At 73.2% G+C, this 14,410-nt stretch carries 16 protein-coding genes; 11 read left to right on the top strand and 5 right to left on the bottom strand.

Translation table 11 applies throughout. From position 1 onward, the window contains the following. Positions 1-20: 20 nt before the first annotated feature. Together ACWDAS_RS29515 and ACWDAS_RS29520 are read right to left on the bottom strand one after the other, a co-directional pair. Positions 21-1,238 (bottom strand): anion permease, encoded by a 1,218-nt coding sequence (locus ACWDAS_RS29515; protein ID WP_450397019.1) that lies wholly within the window; start codon positions 1,236-1,238, stop codon positions 21-23. A gap of 325 nt (positions 1,239-1,563) precedes the next feature. Beyond that, positions 1,564-2,955 carry an NAD(P)/FAD-dependent oxidoreductase gene (locus ACWDAS_RS29520; RefSeq protein ID WP_450397021.1) on the bottom strand — a complete coding sequence of 464 codons (1,392 nt, stop codon included), beginning with the start codon at positions 2,953-2,955 and terminating at the stop codon, positions 1,564-1,566. Positions 2,956-3,072: 117 nt separating this feature from the next. On the opposite strand from ACWDAS_RS29520, the gene ACWDAS_RS29525 reads away from it, so the two are divergent. The 3 genes from ACWDAS_RS29525 to ACWDAS_RS29535 all read left to right on the top strand — a co-directional run bounded on the left by ACWDAS_RS29525 (position 3,073) and on the right by ACWDAS_RS29535 (position 6,529). Beyond that, complete coding sequence (locus tag ACWDAS_RS29525; protein ID WP_450397023.1) at positions 3,073-3,852, top strand: class II aldolase/adducin family protein; 780 nt, start codon at positions 3,073-3,075, stop codon at positions 3,850-3,852. 56 nt (positions 3,853-3,908) lie between these two features. Further along, positions 3,909-5,021: an alpha/beta hydrolase family protein gene (locus tag ACWDAS_RS29530; protein ID WP_450397024.1), complete on the top strand. Its 1,113-nt coding sequence runs from the start codon at positions 3,909-3,911 to the stop codon at positions 5,019-5,021. 125 nt (positions 5,022-5,146) lie between these two features. Beyond that, positions 5,147-6,529 (top strand): hypothetical protein, encoded by a 1,383-nt coding sequence (locus tag ACWDAS_RS29535; RefSeq protein WP_450397026.1) that lies wholly within the window; start codon positions 5,147-5,149, stop codon positions 6,527-6,529. Positions 6,530-6,548: 19 nt separating this feature from the next. Here ACWDAS_RS29535 and ACWDAS_RS29540 read toward each other — a convergent pair whose 3' ends face one another. Together ACWDAS_RS29540 and ypfJ are read right to left on the bottom strand one after the other, a co-directional pair. Next, positions 6,549-6,959 carry a VOC family protein gene (locus ACWDAS_RS29540; RefSeq protein WP_450397029.1) on the bottom strand — a complete coding sequence of 137 codons (411 nt, stop codon included), beginning with the start codon at positions 6,957-6,959 and terminating at the stop codon, positions 6,549-6,551. 102 nt (positions 6,960-7,061) lie between these two features. Further along, a complete protein-coding gene (ypfJ, locus tag ACWDAS_RS29545) occupies positions 7,062-7,964 on the bottom strand; it encodes a KPN_02809 family neutral zinc metallopeptidase (protein WP_450397032.1) in 903 nt (300 codons plus the stop codon). A 218-nt stretch (positions 7,965-8,182) separates the two neighbouring features. Between ypfJ and ACWDAS_RS29550 the strand changes: the two genes are divergently transcribed. From ACWDAS_RS29550 to ACWDAS_RS29560, 3 genes are all read left to right on the top strand, one after another. Continuing rightward, on the top strand, positions 8,183-9,781 hold the full coding sequence (locus ACWDAS_RS29550) for an ABC-F family ATP-binding cassette domain-containing protein (RefSeq protein WP_450397033.1): 1,599 nt from the start codon (positions 8,183-8,185) through the stop codon (positions 9,779-9,781). Between the two features lie 377 nt (positions 9,782-10,158). Further along, positions 10,159-10,380, top strand: a complete 222-nt coding sequence (locus ACWDAS_RS29555) for a helix-turn-helix domain-containing protein (RefSeq protein WP_018560612.1) — start codon at positions 10,159-10,161, stop codon at positions 10,378-10,380. 121 nt (positions 10,381-10,501) lie between these two features. After that, positions 10,502-11,293 (top strand): enoyl-CoA hydratase/isomerase family protein, encoded by a 792-nt coding sequence (locus tag ACWDAS_RS29560; protein ID WP_450397036.1) that lies wholly within the window; start codon positions 10,502-10,504, stop codon positions 11,291-11,293. Between the two features lie 12 nt (positions 11,294-11,305). Here the strand turns inward: ACWDAS_RS29560 and ACWDAS_RS29565 are convergent, their stop codons facing one another. After that, the gene (locus tag ACWDAS_RS29565; protein WP_450397039.1) at positions 11,306-11,989 is read right to left on the bottom strand and encodes a hypothetical protein; all 684 of its coding nucleotides are present in this window, start codon (positions 11,987-11,989) and stop codon (positions 11,306-11,308) included. Between the two features lie 157 nt (positions 11,990-12,146). Here ACWDAS_RS29565 and ACWDAS_RS29570 point away from each other — a divergent pair, with 157 nt between their 5' ends. From ACWDAS_RS29570 to amaP, 5 genes are read left to right on the top strand one after another with little or no spacing between them, the layout of a single operon-like run. Next, positions 12,147-12,638 (top strand): Asp23/Gls24 family envelope stress response protein, encoded by a 492-nt coding sequence (locus ACWDAS_RS29570; protein WP_450397042.1) that lies wholly within the window; start codon positions 12,147-12,149, stop codon positions 12,636-12,638. A 31-nt stretch (positions 12,639-12,669) separates the two neighbouring features. Continuing rightward, positions 12,670-12,852 carry a hypothetical protein gene (locus tag ACWDAS_RS29575; protein WP_450397045.1) on the top strand — a complete coding sequence of 61 codons (183 nt, stop codon included), beginning with the start codon at positions 12,670-12,672 and terminating at the stop codon, positions 12,850-12,852. A gap of 9 nt (positions 12,853-12,861) precedes the next feature. Beyond that, positions 12,862-13,251 carry an Asp23/Gls24 family envelope stress response protein gene (locus ACWDAS_RS29580; RefSeq protein WP_450397047.1) on the top strand — a complete coding sequence of 130 codons (390 nt, stop codon included), beginning with the start codon at positions 12,862-12,864 and terminating at the stop codon, positions 13,249-13,251. Further along, the gene (locus ACWDAS_RS29585; RefSeq protein WP_450397049.1) at positions 13,248-13,829 is read left to right on the top strand and encodes a DUF6286 domain-containing protein; all 582 of its coding nucleotides are present in this window, start codon (positions 13,248-13,250) and stop codon (positions 13,827-13,829) included. Before ACWDAS_RS29580 ends, ACWDAS_RS29585 begins: the two co-directional genes overlap by 4 nt. Before the next feature lie 6 nt (positions 13,830-13,835). Then, on the top strand, positions 13,836-14,405 hold the full coding sequence (gene amaP / locus ACWDAS_RS29590) for an alkaline shock response membrane anchor protein AmaP (protein ID WP_450397051.1): 570 nt from the start codon (positions 13,836-13,838) through the stop codon (positions 14,403-14,405). The last annotated feature ends 5 nt before the right edge of the window (positions 14,406-14,410 follow it).

The following is a 14,410-nucleotide window of genomic DNA, read 5'->3' on the forward strand; positions in this document are numbered from 1 at the left end:
GTGCCGGTGCGGCGCCGCCGTCAGGCGGAGGCCTGGGCGGGGTCGGCGTCGACGGTGACGGCGGTGAGACCGGCGGGCGGCGGGATCACCGCGGCGATGGCCGTGGTGATGACGCCCGGCTCCCCGGCTGTGCCGTGGGCCTCGTTGACGTTGGTGTGGTCGACGGGCTTGCGGCGCGAGGCGATCCAGATCGCGGTGCAGGCGGCGAGTGCCAGGACGGCGACCGCGGTGACGCCCAGGTCTCCCTGGTCGGCCAGGAGCGCGGCACCCGCCGCGACCAGGCCCGCGGCCGGAAGGGTGAGCCCCCACGCGGCGAACATGCGGCCCGCGGTGCTCCAGCGGACGACGCCGCCCTTGCGGCCGACGCCGGCGCCCATGACGGAGCCGGAGCAGACCTGCGTGGTGGAGAGCGAGAAGCCGAGGTGCGAGGAGGCCAGGATGACGGCGGCGGCGCCGGTCTGGGCGGCGAAGCCCTGCGGCGGCTGGATGTCGGTGATGCCCTTGCCCATGGTGCGGATGATCCGCCAGCCGCCGATGAAGGTGCCGAGGGCGATGGCCATGCCCGCCGACACGATGACCCACAGCGGCGGGTCGGAGTCGGGGGCGACGACGTTGCCCGCGATCAGGGCGAGGGTGATGACACCCATGGTCTTCTGTGCGTCGTTGGTGCCGTGCGCGAGGGAGACCAGACCGGCCGAGGCGATCTGCCCGGCCCGGTAGCCCTTGGCGGTGGCGGCCGGGTCGGTGTTGCGGCCGATGCGGTAGGTCAGGCGGGTCGCCAGCATCGCGGCGACACCGGCGACCACCGGGGCGCAGACGGCCGGGATCAGGACCTTCATGACGACCGCGTCACCGTTGATCGAGCCGAAGCCCGCCGAGGCGACGGAGGCGCCGATGAGGCCGCCGAACAGTGCGTGGGAGGAGCTGGAGGGCAGGCCCGCCAGCCAGGTCAGCAGATTCCAGACGATGGCGCCGACGAGCCCCGCGAAGATCACTTCGGGCCTGATGCCCGCGCTCTCGTCGAGGATGCCGCCGGAGATCGTCTTCGCCACCTCGACGGAGAGGAAGGCACCGACGAGGTTGAGCGCGGCGGACATGGCCACCGCCGTCTTGGGCTTGAGTGCGCCAGTGGAGATGGTGGTCGCCATCGCATTGGCGGTGTCGTGGAAACCGTTCGTGAAGTCGAACACGAGTGCGGTAATGATCACGATTCCGATCAGGAGCGTGATGTGTTCCATTGACCCAGGCATTCGTTCGATCGGACAGTGGCGGTGGCGACCGTACGGAGTCTGGATGAACGGAAGGTGAACGAGGGGCGGCGCGGCGGTGCCGGTGCGTGCGGAGGGTGTGACCCGGGATGTGTTTCGCCCTGTAATCCAGCCCTTTGCGAGCTTCTGCCGCACCGCATCGGTGCCGCCGAAGAGATCCTGGTCACGCGATCCGGGGCGCACCCCGCCCCGAGCCCCGCCTCCCCAGCCGCAGCCCGCATCCTTGCGCCCGAAGGGCGCGAGACGAACCCGCCCCCATCCACCCGCCGGCACCGGACATACCGGCCGGGTGCACCTAGTGGCGGCCCGAGATGCGGTCCGCGATCCGGGCGACGCGGTCGGTCTCCACGCTGCGGCCCGTCTGCTCGCGGCGGTCGGCGGCGCGGTAGGCCGCGTACAGCCCGTGGACGCCGATCCACCGGAAGGGCTCGGGTTCCCAGCGGCGCACGCGGTGGTGCACCCACGGAAGGGCCGTGAGCTCCGTGCCGTGCGCCTGCCCGGAGTCCAGCTGCACGAGGTCCCGCAGCGTCCGCGCCGCGAGGTTCGCGGTCGCGACCCCACTGCCGACGTAGCCGCCGGCCCACCCGAGGCCGGTCGAACGGTCCAGCTCGACGGTCGCGCACCAGTCCCGCGGTACGCCGAGCACCCCGGACCAGGCGTGGTCGATCCCGACCCGACCCGTGGTGGGGAAGAAGCGCACCAGGATCTCGCGCAGCGCCTCGATCGTCGCCGCCTGCGTGCGCCCGTCGTTGTCCGTGCGCGAACCGAAGCGGTAAGGCACCCCGCGCCCGCCGATGGCGATCCGGTCGTCGGCGGTGCGCTGCGCGTACATGTACGCGTGCGCCATGTCGCCGAGCGCCTCCCGGCCCTCCCAGCCGATGGTGTCCCAGACGTCCGCGGGCAGCGGCTCCGTGACGACCATCGAGGAGTTCATCGGCAGCCAGGACCGCTTCTGGCCCTTGATCGCGGCGGTGAAGCCCTCGGTGCAGCGCAGTACATAGGGGGCGCGCACGCTCCCGAACGGGGTGAGCGCGTGCTTCGGCTTGACCTCGGTCACCGGGGTCGACTCGTGGATCACCACACCGAGCGCCTCCACCGTCCGGGCCAGCCCCTGCACCAGCTTCACCGGGTGGATGCGGGCACCGTGCGGCGTCCAGGTGCCGCCGGCCGTCCCGGCCACCCGGATCCGAGCGGCGGACTCGGCCGCGCCCAGCAGCAGCCGGTCCTTCTCGCCGAAGGCGACCTCGGTCTCGTGGAACGCCCGCAGCCGGGCCAGCTGCGCGGGGGAGTGGGCGACCTCCAGCACGCCGCCCTTGTGGATGTCCGCGTCGATGCCCTCCTCGGCGGCGACCCGGATCACCTCGTCCACGGTCTCGTTCATCGCGCGCTGCAGGGCGACGGCTGCGTCACGGCCGTGCAGCCCGGCGTAGCGGTCGCGGCCGGCGATGCCGTTGTACAGCCAGCCGCCGTTGCGGCCGGAGGCGCCGTAGCCGCAGAAACGCTGCTCCAGGACGACGATCCGCAGGAAGGGCACGGCCTTCTTCAGGTAGTACGCGGTCCACAGTCCCGTGTAGCCCCCGCCGACGATGCAGACGTCGGCGGTGGTGTCACCGGGCAGCGGCTCACGCGGGACGGGGAGTCCCGACTTCGCGTACCAGAAGGAGATGCCGCCGTTGACCGTGGTCATGGTGCCCCTGCAATTCGTATGCGTGATCGGTCCTGATGGTGTGCCGGGACGTTACTGTGCCCTCGGAGCGTGCGGCAACGGTCAACCTGTCAGGATCAGCGCTCGGAGGTGGCACGGATGTCGGTGCGGAACGCGGTGGGGCGGGCCTGGTCGGAGCTGGTGGACACGGCCTGCCGCTCGGTCGACGACGGCCTGGTGGTCGGTACGTCCGGCAATGTTTCGGTGCGGGTGGGCGACGACCTCGTGCTCGTCACCCCCAGCGGCGTGCCCTACCACCGGCTCGGCCCGGACGACACGGTCGGTGTCGACCTCGACGGCAAGCAGGTGCTGGGCGAGCTGCGCCCGACCAGCGAGCTCGCGATGCACCTGGCGATATACCGGCACACCGACGCCGGCGCCGTGGTCCACACGCACGCCGTCCACGCCACGGCCGTCTCCACCCTCCTGTACGAGCTGCCCGCCATCCACTACATGGCCGCCGCCCTCGGCGGCCGCATACGCGTCGCCGACTACGCCACCTACGGCAGCGAGGAACTGGCCGCCAACGTCCTGCGCGCACTGCGCGACCGCACGGGCTGTCTGCTGCGCAACCACGGCACCATCGTCTACGGCGACGACCTCGAGCAGGCCTACGACCGCACGGCCCAGCTGGAGTGGATGTGCCAGGTCTGGCTCGCCGCCCGCTCGGTCGCGGGGTTCTCCCCCTCCCTGCTCTCCAAGCGCGAACTCGCTCGCGTGGCCGAGAAGCTGCGGGAGTACGGCCAGCCCGGCGACGAGGAGCACGGGGTGTTCGAGGAGCACGAGCCGCACGAGGCCGACGGGCACCACGGGGCCGCCCGGGCCGACGTCCCCCGGCCCCGTGAGGCCCCTGAGGCCGGCGAGGACGGGCGGAGCTGAGCCCGGACGGCCCCGCCCACTGGCCGCCCCGTGCGACCGCGCCGACACTGGAACGGATGCGCCTCACCACCGCGGCGGCCCTCGCCGCCACGACAGCGTTCGGTGCCGGGGCGGCCGCGGTGGCGGCCGGGCGGCATGTGTCCGAGCTTGCCCTGCGGCCGACCGCGACCGGCGTCGACCCGGACCCGCTCACCGTCCACTCCGTGACCGCCCAGGAGATCACCCTCACCAGGACCCTGGGCAGCGGCCGGCGCGGTCTGCACGGCCTCATCGCCGCCGGGGTGCACGCCACCGTCGGCGAGGTGCTGACGACGGCTCCCGACTCGGTGACCCGCCGTCTGGTACGCATCAACCGCGGCGCCGTCGCCGCGGGCGACCGGGTGCGGCTCACCCCGCAGGTCCACATCGGCACCCCCGGCTCGGCCCTCGGCCTGGAGTTCCGCGACGCCGAGATCCCCGCCGAACTCGGCCTGCTGCCCGCCTGGTTCGTGCCCGGGGCCCGTGACACCTGGGTCGTCCTCGCGCACGGCCTCGGCACCGGCCGCGAGCTCGGCATGAACGTCATGCCGTTCCTGGCCAAACTGCGCCTGCCCGTCCTCGCGTTCGCCTACCGCAACGACGCCGGCGCGCCTCCGTCCTGGGACGGCATCGGCCACCTCGGCGACTCCGAGTGGCGCGACCTCGACGCGGCGATGCGCTACGCGGTCCGGCACGGCGCGCGCCGGCTGGTGCTGCACGGCTGGTCCACCGGCGCGACGATGGCGCTCCGCGCCGCCTGCCACTCCCCGCTGCGCACCCTGGTGTCCGGGATGGTCCTGGACTCACCGGTACTCGACTGGCAGAGCACGGTACGCGCCGCCGCGGCCGCCCGGGGTGCGCCCCGCGCGCTGCTGCCACTCGGGGTGCGCGCCGCGGAGGGCCGCACCGGCCTGCACGCGGAGCGGATCGCCGACGCCGCCGCCCCCGACCGGCTGGACGTCCCCGCCCTCGTCTTCCACGGGCCGGACGACACGCTCGCCCCCTGGGGCCCGGCCCGCCAACTCGCCCGGCTGCGCCCGGATCTCGTCACGCTGCACGCGGTCAGCGGCGCCTCGCACGCGGCGATGTGGAACGCGAACCCCTCAACATACGAGGAGGCTCTCCGCCGCTTCCTCACCCCCCTCCTCTGACGCCCGCCATACCCCTCCTTTATATGCGGACAAAACATTATCTCTGCCATCATTCCGCTCGGGGTCAATCCCTGTGCGGGGACGCTCGTTTGGGTTTCCGGGTGCTCACCCGCAAGACTGCTCCCGTGACGTCCCGTATCCCGCGAGACACTCCGCTGCGTCTTGTCCCGCGCAGGCCACTCGCCACCGCGCGCCCTGCCGCCACAGTGCGGCGAAGCCGCCCGCCGCGGCCGCCGGAGGGAATCCCGGCGCTGCCCGAGCTCGCCCGCAGGGCGCGCACCGAACTCTCGGACGCCGTGCGGCTGGCCCGCTGGGCCGACTCGGAGACCGGCGCCGCCGCCCCCGGGACCGCCGGGATACTGCGGGACCCCGACGTACTGCGGGCGGTCGCCGCCCTGGGTATGGCGGAACGGCAGGTGCGCGCCGCGTGGGACCGGGCCCGGCTGACCGGTCTGATCGAGCTCCACAAAGGCGGCGCCGCCCGCCCCGGCTGGCGGCTGCGCGCCTGGGACCGCGACGACACCGCCGTCCTGCGTGGCTGGGTCGCGCTTTTCGACGCCTGGTCGCTGGCGCACCCCGCGGCGCTCGAGCCGGAGTGCGCCGACGCCGACCCCTCACTGGTCGCCGAGGTCGTCGAGGCCGCGCCGCAGCTGCTCTCCCTGCTCCACCTCTCCTCCGGTCCGGTCGCGGTGGCCGTCCTGCTGGACCTGTTGCGGCAGCGTGTGGCCGAGCTACGCGCGGAGCGCCACGAGCCCCCGGCCGGCGGGGGCCGTGACGAACTGCCCGCGCTGCTGGACTGGACGCTGGACGCGCTGGCCCGCGTCGGCGCCCTCAGGCCCCGCGACCCGGCCCGCCCCGGCGAGGTCACCATCACCGCCCTGGGCAGCTGGGCGGTGTGGGTGAAGCTGGAGCAGATCTGCGTGGCGGCGCAGGGCCCGGCCGGGCACTTCGAGCACTCTGCCGAGGAGATGCTCAAGGCGTGCGTCGGGATGTCCCCCGGCGCGGCCCGCGACGAGTACAAGGCCTGGCTGGCGGCCCGCCCGGTCGCCCAGGCGGTGGGCGAGTTCCTCGACGTGGCCCGCGGCGACGACGCCCTGCTGCGCGCCCTGGCCTTCGAGGCGCTGCGCGTCGTCGGCGGCCCCGCCGAGCCCGCCGTCCGGTACGTGGTGGACGAGCCCGGCCTGCGGCCCTACGCGCTGCTGTGGCTCGCCGAGCACGAGGGCGCCGACCCGGAGGACGTCGCCGCGCTGCTCACCCGCGAGGAGTCCACCTGGCTGTGGGTGGACACCGCGGCGGCCGTCGCCGACCACGGCGAGAGCCACCTCCTGGTGAGCCATCTCGAAACGGCCGTCCAGGGTTCGGTCACCCGCCTGCTGGAGGAGCTGCGGCACGCCGGCCACCCCCGCACCGTCCAGGTGCTGGTCGCCCTCGCCGCCGCCCACCCCGACCCGGCCCTGTCCAAGGCGATCCGCCGTGCCGCCTTCCAGGTGCACACCGGGGGAGAGTGACCCCCGGAACCTGTCGGCTCTACGCCGGTATCCGCGGCACGTAGGTGCCGAAGGACCAGAGGTTGCCCTCCGGGTCGAGGGCCGTGTAATCCCGCGACCCGTATTCCTGGTCGGTCAGCGGCAGCACGACCTCGGCGCCGGCCGCGACGGCGCGCCCGTGGTGGGCGTCGGCGTCCTCGACGGCCACGTACACCGACACGGCGCCGAGGTCCCCGGCGATCCGGCTGAACGCGCTGCCGGACCGCTGGCTGCCGAGCATCACCACGCCGTTGCCGTAGGTCGGTTCCGCGTGCTCGACGGCGCCGTCCTCGCCCTCGTGCACCGCGACCTCCGTGAAGCCGAAGGCGTCCTTGAGGAAGGCGATGGCCGCCTTCGCGTCCTTGTGGCGCAGCGTCGGGTAGATGGTGGGCGCGGTTCCGTTGCCGGCCATGGCGATCACTCTCCCCTTCCGGGACCCAGCGGTCCTGTGTGACGTGGATCTCAGTCTGGCAGGGGGGTCCGACAACGGCCCCGCGCGCGGACGTCCCCCCGGTCAGCGCCGGAAGGTGTCGCAGTCCCCGGGGTCGCCGGTGTCCAGCCCGGTGGTGAACCACTGCTGCCGCTGCGCGGAGGACCCGTGCGTCCAGGCGTCCGGGGTCACCCGGCCCTGCACCCGGGACTGGATCGCGTCGTCGCCGACGGCCGCGGCCGCGTCCAGGCCCTTCCGGATGTCGTCCTCGTCGAGCACGCTGATCATCGGACTGCCGGTGTCCTCGTCGAGCGTCTGTGTGGCGTTGCGTCCCCACACGCCCGCGTAGCAGTCGGCCTGGAGCTCCACCCGCACCGAGTTGCTGCCCGGGCCGGTGAGCCGGTCCTGCGTCCGGCTCAGCGTTCCCACGAGGTCCTGCACGTGGTGCCCGTACTCGTGGGCGACGACGTAGCTCTCGGCGAAGGGCCCGCCCTGTGCCCCGAAACGGCTGGTCAGGGTCGAGAAGAAGTCCAGGTCCAGATAGACCTTGCGGTCCTCGGGGCAGTAGAAGGGCCCCGACGAGGGGTCGGCCACCCCGCAGCCGGTGCGGATGGGCCGGTCGAAGAAGACGGTCGGCGCCGGCTCGTAGGTCATCCCCCGCTTCCGGAACTCCGACGCCCAGTACGCCTGCACATTGTTGATCACCGCGACCATCCGGCACTCCTGGCGGGCGTTGGCGTCCGCGCCGGTACGGCAGCCGGTGGCCAGGTCCGAGCCCGAGGTGGCGCCGGGCGCCCGGCCGGACGGGTCGGAGGAGAGCCCGAGCTGGTCGGGGCTGATGCCGAAGATCAGCCCGAGCACCAGGACGATCAGCCCGGCGATGCCGCCCCCGACCATCTTGCCCCGGGGCCCGCCGCCGGACGGTCCGCCGCTTCGCCGGTCCTCGATCTGGGAGGTGTCGAGCGATGCGTCGTCGTCGAACTGCATACGTCCGATTATCTGCCGGTTTGTGCGCCGTGGCCCGTCGCGGACCCCGGGGACGCCCCGCCCTCGCCCCCTGGCCGAAAACCGCTTGCCGGGGACCCGGACCGCCCCCGGTAGACTGGAGGCATGGCAGTAATCCTCACGCATTAGACGGCGTCCGACCGCGACCACCGCGACCACATCGTCCGACTGCCGTCCGCCACGTCCTGGAGCTTCTTCCCGTGATTACTGCCACCGGCATCGAGCTGCGCGCCGGCGCCCGCGTCCTCATCGAGTCCGCCTCCTTCCGCATCGCCCGCGGCGACCGTGTCGGCCTTGTCGGCCGCAACGGCGCCGGCAAGACCACCCTCACCAAGGTGCTCGCGGGCGAGGGCCTGCCCGCCGGCGGCACCGTGACGCGTTCCGGTGAGGTCGGTTATCTGCCCCAGGACCCGCGCACCGGCGATCTCGACGTCCTCGCCCGCGACCGCATCCTGTCCGCCCGCGGCCTGGACACCGTCCTGCGCAAGATGCGCGAGAACGAGGAGCGGATGGCCAACGGCAAGGGCGCCACCCGCGACACCGCGATGAAGCGGTACTCCCGCCTGGAGACCGAGTTCCTCACCAAGGGCGGCTACGCGGCCGAGGCCGAGGCCGCCACCATCGCCGCCGCCCTGGGCCTGCCCGACCGGGTCCTCGCCCAGCCGCTGCACACCCTCTCCGGTGGTCAGCGCCGCCGCGTCGAGCTGGCGCGCATCCTCTTCTCGGACGCCGACACCCTGCTCCTCGACGAGCCGACCAACCACCTCGACGCCGACTCGATCGTCTGGCTCCGGGACTTCCTCAAGACCTACCGCGGCGGCTTCATCGTCATCTCCCACGACATCAACCTGGTCGAGACGGTCGTCAACAAGGTGTTCTACCTGGACGCCAACCGCTCCCAGATCGACGTCTACAACATGGGCTGGAAGCAGTACCTGACCCAGCGCGAGGCCGACGAGAAGCGCCGCAAGCGCGAGCGCGCCAACGCCGAGAAGAAGGCCGCGACCCTCAACGCCCAGGCCGACAAGATGCGCGCCAAGGCCACCAAGACCGTCGCCGCCCAGAACATGGCCCGCCGCGCCGACAAGCTGCTGTCCGGGCTGGAGGCGGTGCGGCAGTCCGACAAGGTCGCCAAGCTGCGCTTCCCCGACCCCGCGCCGTGCGGCAAGACCCCGCTGACCGCCGAGGGCCTGTCCAAGTCGTACGGCTCGCTGGAGATTTTCACCGACGTCGACCTGGCCATCGACAAGGGCTCCCGGGTCGTCATCCTGGGCCTCAACGGCGCCGGCAAGACGACCCTGCTGCGGCTGCTGGCGGGCGTCGAGCAGCCCGACACCGGGGAGGTCGTGCCCGGGCACGGCCTCAAGCTCGGCTACTACGCCCAGGAGCACGAGACCCTCGACGCCGACCGGACCGTGCTGGAGAACATGCGCTCCGCGGCCCCCGACATGGACCTGGTCGCCGTGCGCAAGATCCTCGGCTCGTTCCTCTTCTCCGGCGACGACGTCGACAAGCCCGCCGGAGTCCTGTCCGGTGGTGAGAAGACCCGTCTGGCGCTCGCCACCCTCGTCGTCTCCAGCGCCAACGTGCTGCTGCTCGACGAGCCCACCAACAACCTCGACCCGGCCAGCCGCGAGGAGATCCTCGGCGCGCTGCGCACCTTCACGGGCGCGGTCGTCCTCGTCACCCACGACGAGGGCGCGGTGGAGGCGCTGCAGCCGGAGCGGATCATCCTCCTGCCCGACGGCGTCGAGGACCTCTGGGGTCAGGACTACGCCGACCTCGTCGCGCTCGCCTGATCCCCCCGGAGCCCGCGGCCGATCATCCGTGTGGATCACTCCACTGGATCATTCGGCCGACGGGTGATCCTTCATCTGTGTGAGACCGGCTCGTACTCCGGCGCGGGAACGTGCGAAATACCGGACGTGCGAATGGATCAGCCGTGTCACATGCGGAAACTCCTTACCGACCTTGATGACCTGCCTTTTCTCCGGCGGGCTCGGCGGCCGGACGGGAAGGGCCCGGCGGAATGCCGGATTCCAGGCGTCCGGTGTCCGGTGTCCGCGTCAACAGCGCTCCAAATGTTGTCGCACGGACCTTGCCGAATGGGTGGCCAGGAAGTCTCCTAGGGGTGATCATGAGAGTCACAGAGCGCACTTCCCTAGAGGAGGCACGGGTGGCCGAGACTCTGAAGAAGGGCAGCCGGGTGACCGGCGCCGCGCGCGAAAAGCTCGCGGCAGACCTCAAGAAGAAGTACGACGGTGGAGCAAGCATCCGGGCGCTGGCCGAGGAGACCGGCCGCTCGTACGGCTTCGTCCACCGGATGCTCAGCGAGTCCGGCGTGACCCTGCGCGGTCGCGGCGGAGCGACACGGGGCAAGAAGGTTTCCACGGCCTGACGGCGGCCGGGCGCCTCGCGCAGCGGTTTCGGAGTCGTGGCAGGGCCACCCGGTCGCAGAAACGGCCGACCGGGTGGTTACTCTTCGGTAATCCAGACTGCGGATCGCCCGGAGGTGCCCGATGTCCGACCCCACTGTGCTGCTGGAGCGTGACGGCGTACGGCTCGTGACGGAGGATTCCGTCGCCACCGTCACGTTGTGCAACCCGGCCAAGCGCAACGCCCAGTCGCCTGCCCTGTGGCGGGCGTTGGACGAAGCAGGCCGGCTGCTCCCGGGCGGCGTACGGGTCGTCGTGCTCCGCGCGGAGGGCGTGTCCTTCTCCGCCGGGCTCGACCGGCAGGCCTTCACGCCCGAGGGATTCGACGGCGAGCCGTCGTTCATCGACCTCGCGCGCGCTCCCGAGGGCGAACTCGATGCCACGATCGCCGAGTACCAGTCGGCGTTCACCTGGTGGCGGCGGAACGACATCATCAGCATCGCCGCCGTGCGGGGGCACGCCATCGGTGCGGGTTTCCAGCTCGCTCTCGCCTGCGATCTGCGCGTCGTCGCCGACGACGTGCAGTTCGCCATGCGCGAGACGAGCCTGGGCCTGGTGCCCGACCTGACCGGTACCAAGCCGCTGGTCGAACTGGTCGGCTACGCCCGGGCGCTGGAGATCTGTGCCACGGGCCGTTTCATCGGCGCCCAGGAGGCGTGGAGCACGGGCCTGGCCAACATCCACGTCCCGGCGGCGGAGCTGGACGCCACCGTCGAGGACCTGGCCGCCGACCTGCTGGCCGCGCCCCGGGACGCGGTGATCGAGACCAAGGCCCTGCTCCGTGAGGCCGCCGGCCGTTCGTACGACGGGCAGCGCGCCGCCGAGCGCGCCGCGCAGGGCCGCCGGCTGCGGGACCTGGCGGGCGTGGGGGAGTAGCGGTCCGCCGCCTCAGCCCCCCGCGATGTCGGTCACCACGACGGTCGTGACGTCCCGCGTCACGGCCGTCACCGCCGTGGCCACCGCCCGCCCGACCTCCAGCGCTCGATGCCCGGCGTCCACCGCGATCTGAACCTGCGAAGGATGCCGCCGGCCGCCGAGCCGTGACGTCAGCCCGGCGACCCCGGGCACCGCGGTCGCGGCCCGGCCCGCCGCCGTCGTCGTGGCCCGCGCGCCGGTCGGCGTGTCCTCGGCCCCCGCGGGCCGCGCCGCGGGGGCGCTTTCTTCCTCCAGCAGCCCGGTGACGGTCAGGTCGATCGCCTCCGGGTCCAGGCCGATGCCCCGGGTCGCCGCCTCCCACAGCGCGTCGCGCAGCCGCCCCGCCGACTCCGGCAGCGGATGCTCCGGGGTGGCCTCGAAGTCTGCCTCCACACGCAGCGGCCGCCGCGGCAGCGCGCCGGACGGCGCGGAATCGGGCAGCGGATCCGCCGCGTCCGCGGCTTCCGGCCCGTCCGCCGCCGAGCCGATCCGCAGCGTGCCCAGACGGACGCCCGGCACCCCGGCGGCGGCCGCGCGCAGCACTCCGGCGGCAGCGCTCTCGGTGACCCACACCGTGTCCTCCGGCCCGCCGAGGGGGAGTACACGGCCGAGCCCGAGTTGCCGGCGCACTGTCCGGGCCAGCCCGTCCGCGGTCATCGGCCGTCGCCTCCCTCCACCACGCGCGTCCGCGCGTGCCGCCATCCCGGCCCTGATCGCTGCATCCTCACAGCGCGACGGGGCATGCCCACATAGTGTGGTGCACGGAGCAGCCCGTACCGCTCCCGCCGTCGGAATCCCGAAGGGAAGAGGTGCGATGACCGAGACCGCGCAGCAGGCGGAGGACCGGGGCAGGACCCTCGAGAAGGGGACGATCCCGGCCGGCAACGGCATGTCAGGGCGGCGGGCGCCTCTCGGTGATCCCGCGACGCGCGGGCGCACCACCATCGCGGACGGCGTGGTGGAGAAGATCGCCGGACTCGCGGCACGCGACGTGGAGGGTGTGCACGCCCTGGGCTCAGGCGTCTCCCGTGGCTTCGGCGCGGTCCGCGACCGGGTGCCCGGCGGCAGGTCCGTGACGCGGGGGGTGCGGGCCGAGGTCGGTGAGGTGCAGACCGCCCTCGACCTCGACATCGTCGTGGACTACGGCGTCTCGATCGTGGCGGTCGCGCACGGGGTGCGCGAGAACGTCATCGCGGCCGTCGAGCGGATGACCGGTCTCGAGGTCATCGAGGTCAACATCGCCGTGGGCGACGTCAAACTCCCCGAGGACACGGACGACGACGACCAGGAGCAGCGGGTCCAGTGAGCGGTCCCGGGCGGAGGGCAGGGAGCGGACGATGAGCATGGCCGTGCTCGGTTTGATCGTCGGGATGGCGCTCGGATTCGCCGGATACTTCGGCGGGTTCGCGGCCTTCCTGCTGGTGGCGGCGCTCGGCGCCGTCGGGTTCGTCGTCGGCCGGTTCCTCGACGGCGACCTGGAACCCGGGGAGTTCTTCCGCGGCCGGGACCGGAGGCGGTGAGCCACCCAGATGACGGCCACGCTGCCGGCACCGACGCCCCCCGTCCCGCCCCTCGTCCCCGGCGAGCGCGGCTCGCTCCGCATCGCCGACCGCGTCCTGGCGGGGATCGCCGCCCAGGCGGCCCGCGAGACGCTCGCCGACGCCCCCGGCCGGGAGCGTGTGCCGCGCGGCGCCCGGCCCCGGGCCACCGTCTCCGTCCACCGCGAGCAGGCGTACGTACGACTCTCCGTCGAACTCGGCTACCCCGTCGACATCGGTGCGGTGTGCCGGGCGGTACGCCGCCATGTCGCCGCCCGTGTCGAGGAGTTGACCGGTATGGCGGTCCTCGGGGTGACCGTGGAGGTCGAGCGGCTGCACTCGCGGGCCGGCCACATCCCGGAGGAGGCGAGGGTCTGGTGAGCGACCTCGATCCGCCGGCCGGCCCCCCGCCCGGTTCCCGCGCGCGGCGCTTCTGGTCCGCGCGCCGTGCTCCGGCCGCGGTCACCGCGGTCCTGCTGGCCGCCGGGGCCGGGCTGTTGCTCTACGACGTCGCCGCGGTGCGCGCCGGACGGCCCGGGATGGCCTGGCGCCGGATCCTCGCGGACGAACTGGCCACCCGTCCGCTGGACGACCCGTGGATCATCGCGGGTGCCTGCGTCGCCGTGGTGCTCGGCCTGTGGCTGCTGGTCGTCGCCGCCACTCCCGGGCTTCGCGACGTGCTCTCCATGCGCCCCGGAACCGCGCCGGTACGGGCGGGACTCGACCGCCACGCCGCCGAACTCACCCTGCGCGACCGCGCGGTGGAGGTCTCCGGCGTACGCTCGGCGCGCGTCACGGTCACCCGCCGCACCGCCACCGTCCGCGCCGTGATCGCCTTCCGTGAGACCGAGGAGGTCCGCGCCGATCTGGCCGCCGCTCTCGCCGAGGCCATGGAACAACTGGGCCTGGCCCGCCCGCTCGGCCTCGCGCTGCACGTCCGCCGGATGGAAGAGGGGTGAGGCGCGGTGCGCGCCACCGTCAACCGTGTCGTCCTCGCCCTCGTCGGGCTGGCCCTGCTCCTCGTCGGCGTCGTCGTGCTCTGCGGCGCGACGGGCCTGCTGCACCGGCCGTACACCGGCCGCGACGACGTCCTGCTCAGTGACGCGGACCGGACGCGCTACGAGGGCGCCTCCTGGTGGTGGCCGACCGTCATCGCCGTGCTGGCCGTGCTCGTGCTGTGCGCCCTGTGGTGGCTGCTCGCCCAGGTGCGCGACCGAAGGCTCCGCCGGCTGACGGTGGACGCCGACGACGACGGCATGGCCCTACTGCGGGGCCGGGCCCTGGAGGAGATCATCGCGGCCGACGCGGGCCGGCTCCACGGCGTGGACCACGCCACCACCGCGCTCACCGGCACGCCCACCGCGCCGCGGGCCCGGCTGCTGCTCGCCCTCGCGCCGCACGCCGTCCCCGGCGAGGTGCTCGCCGAGCTCGACTCCGCCGTTCTGGACCGTGCCCGCGTGTCCGCGGGCCTGCCCCTCCTTCCCGCCGAGGCGCGGTTGCGCGCGGTCAGCCACCGGGCGGCCCGCGTCACGTGACCCGG

The sequence above is a fragment of the Streptomyces sp. NPDC001070 genome (genome assembly GCF_053598835.1).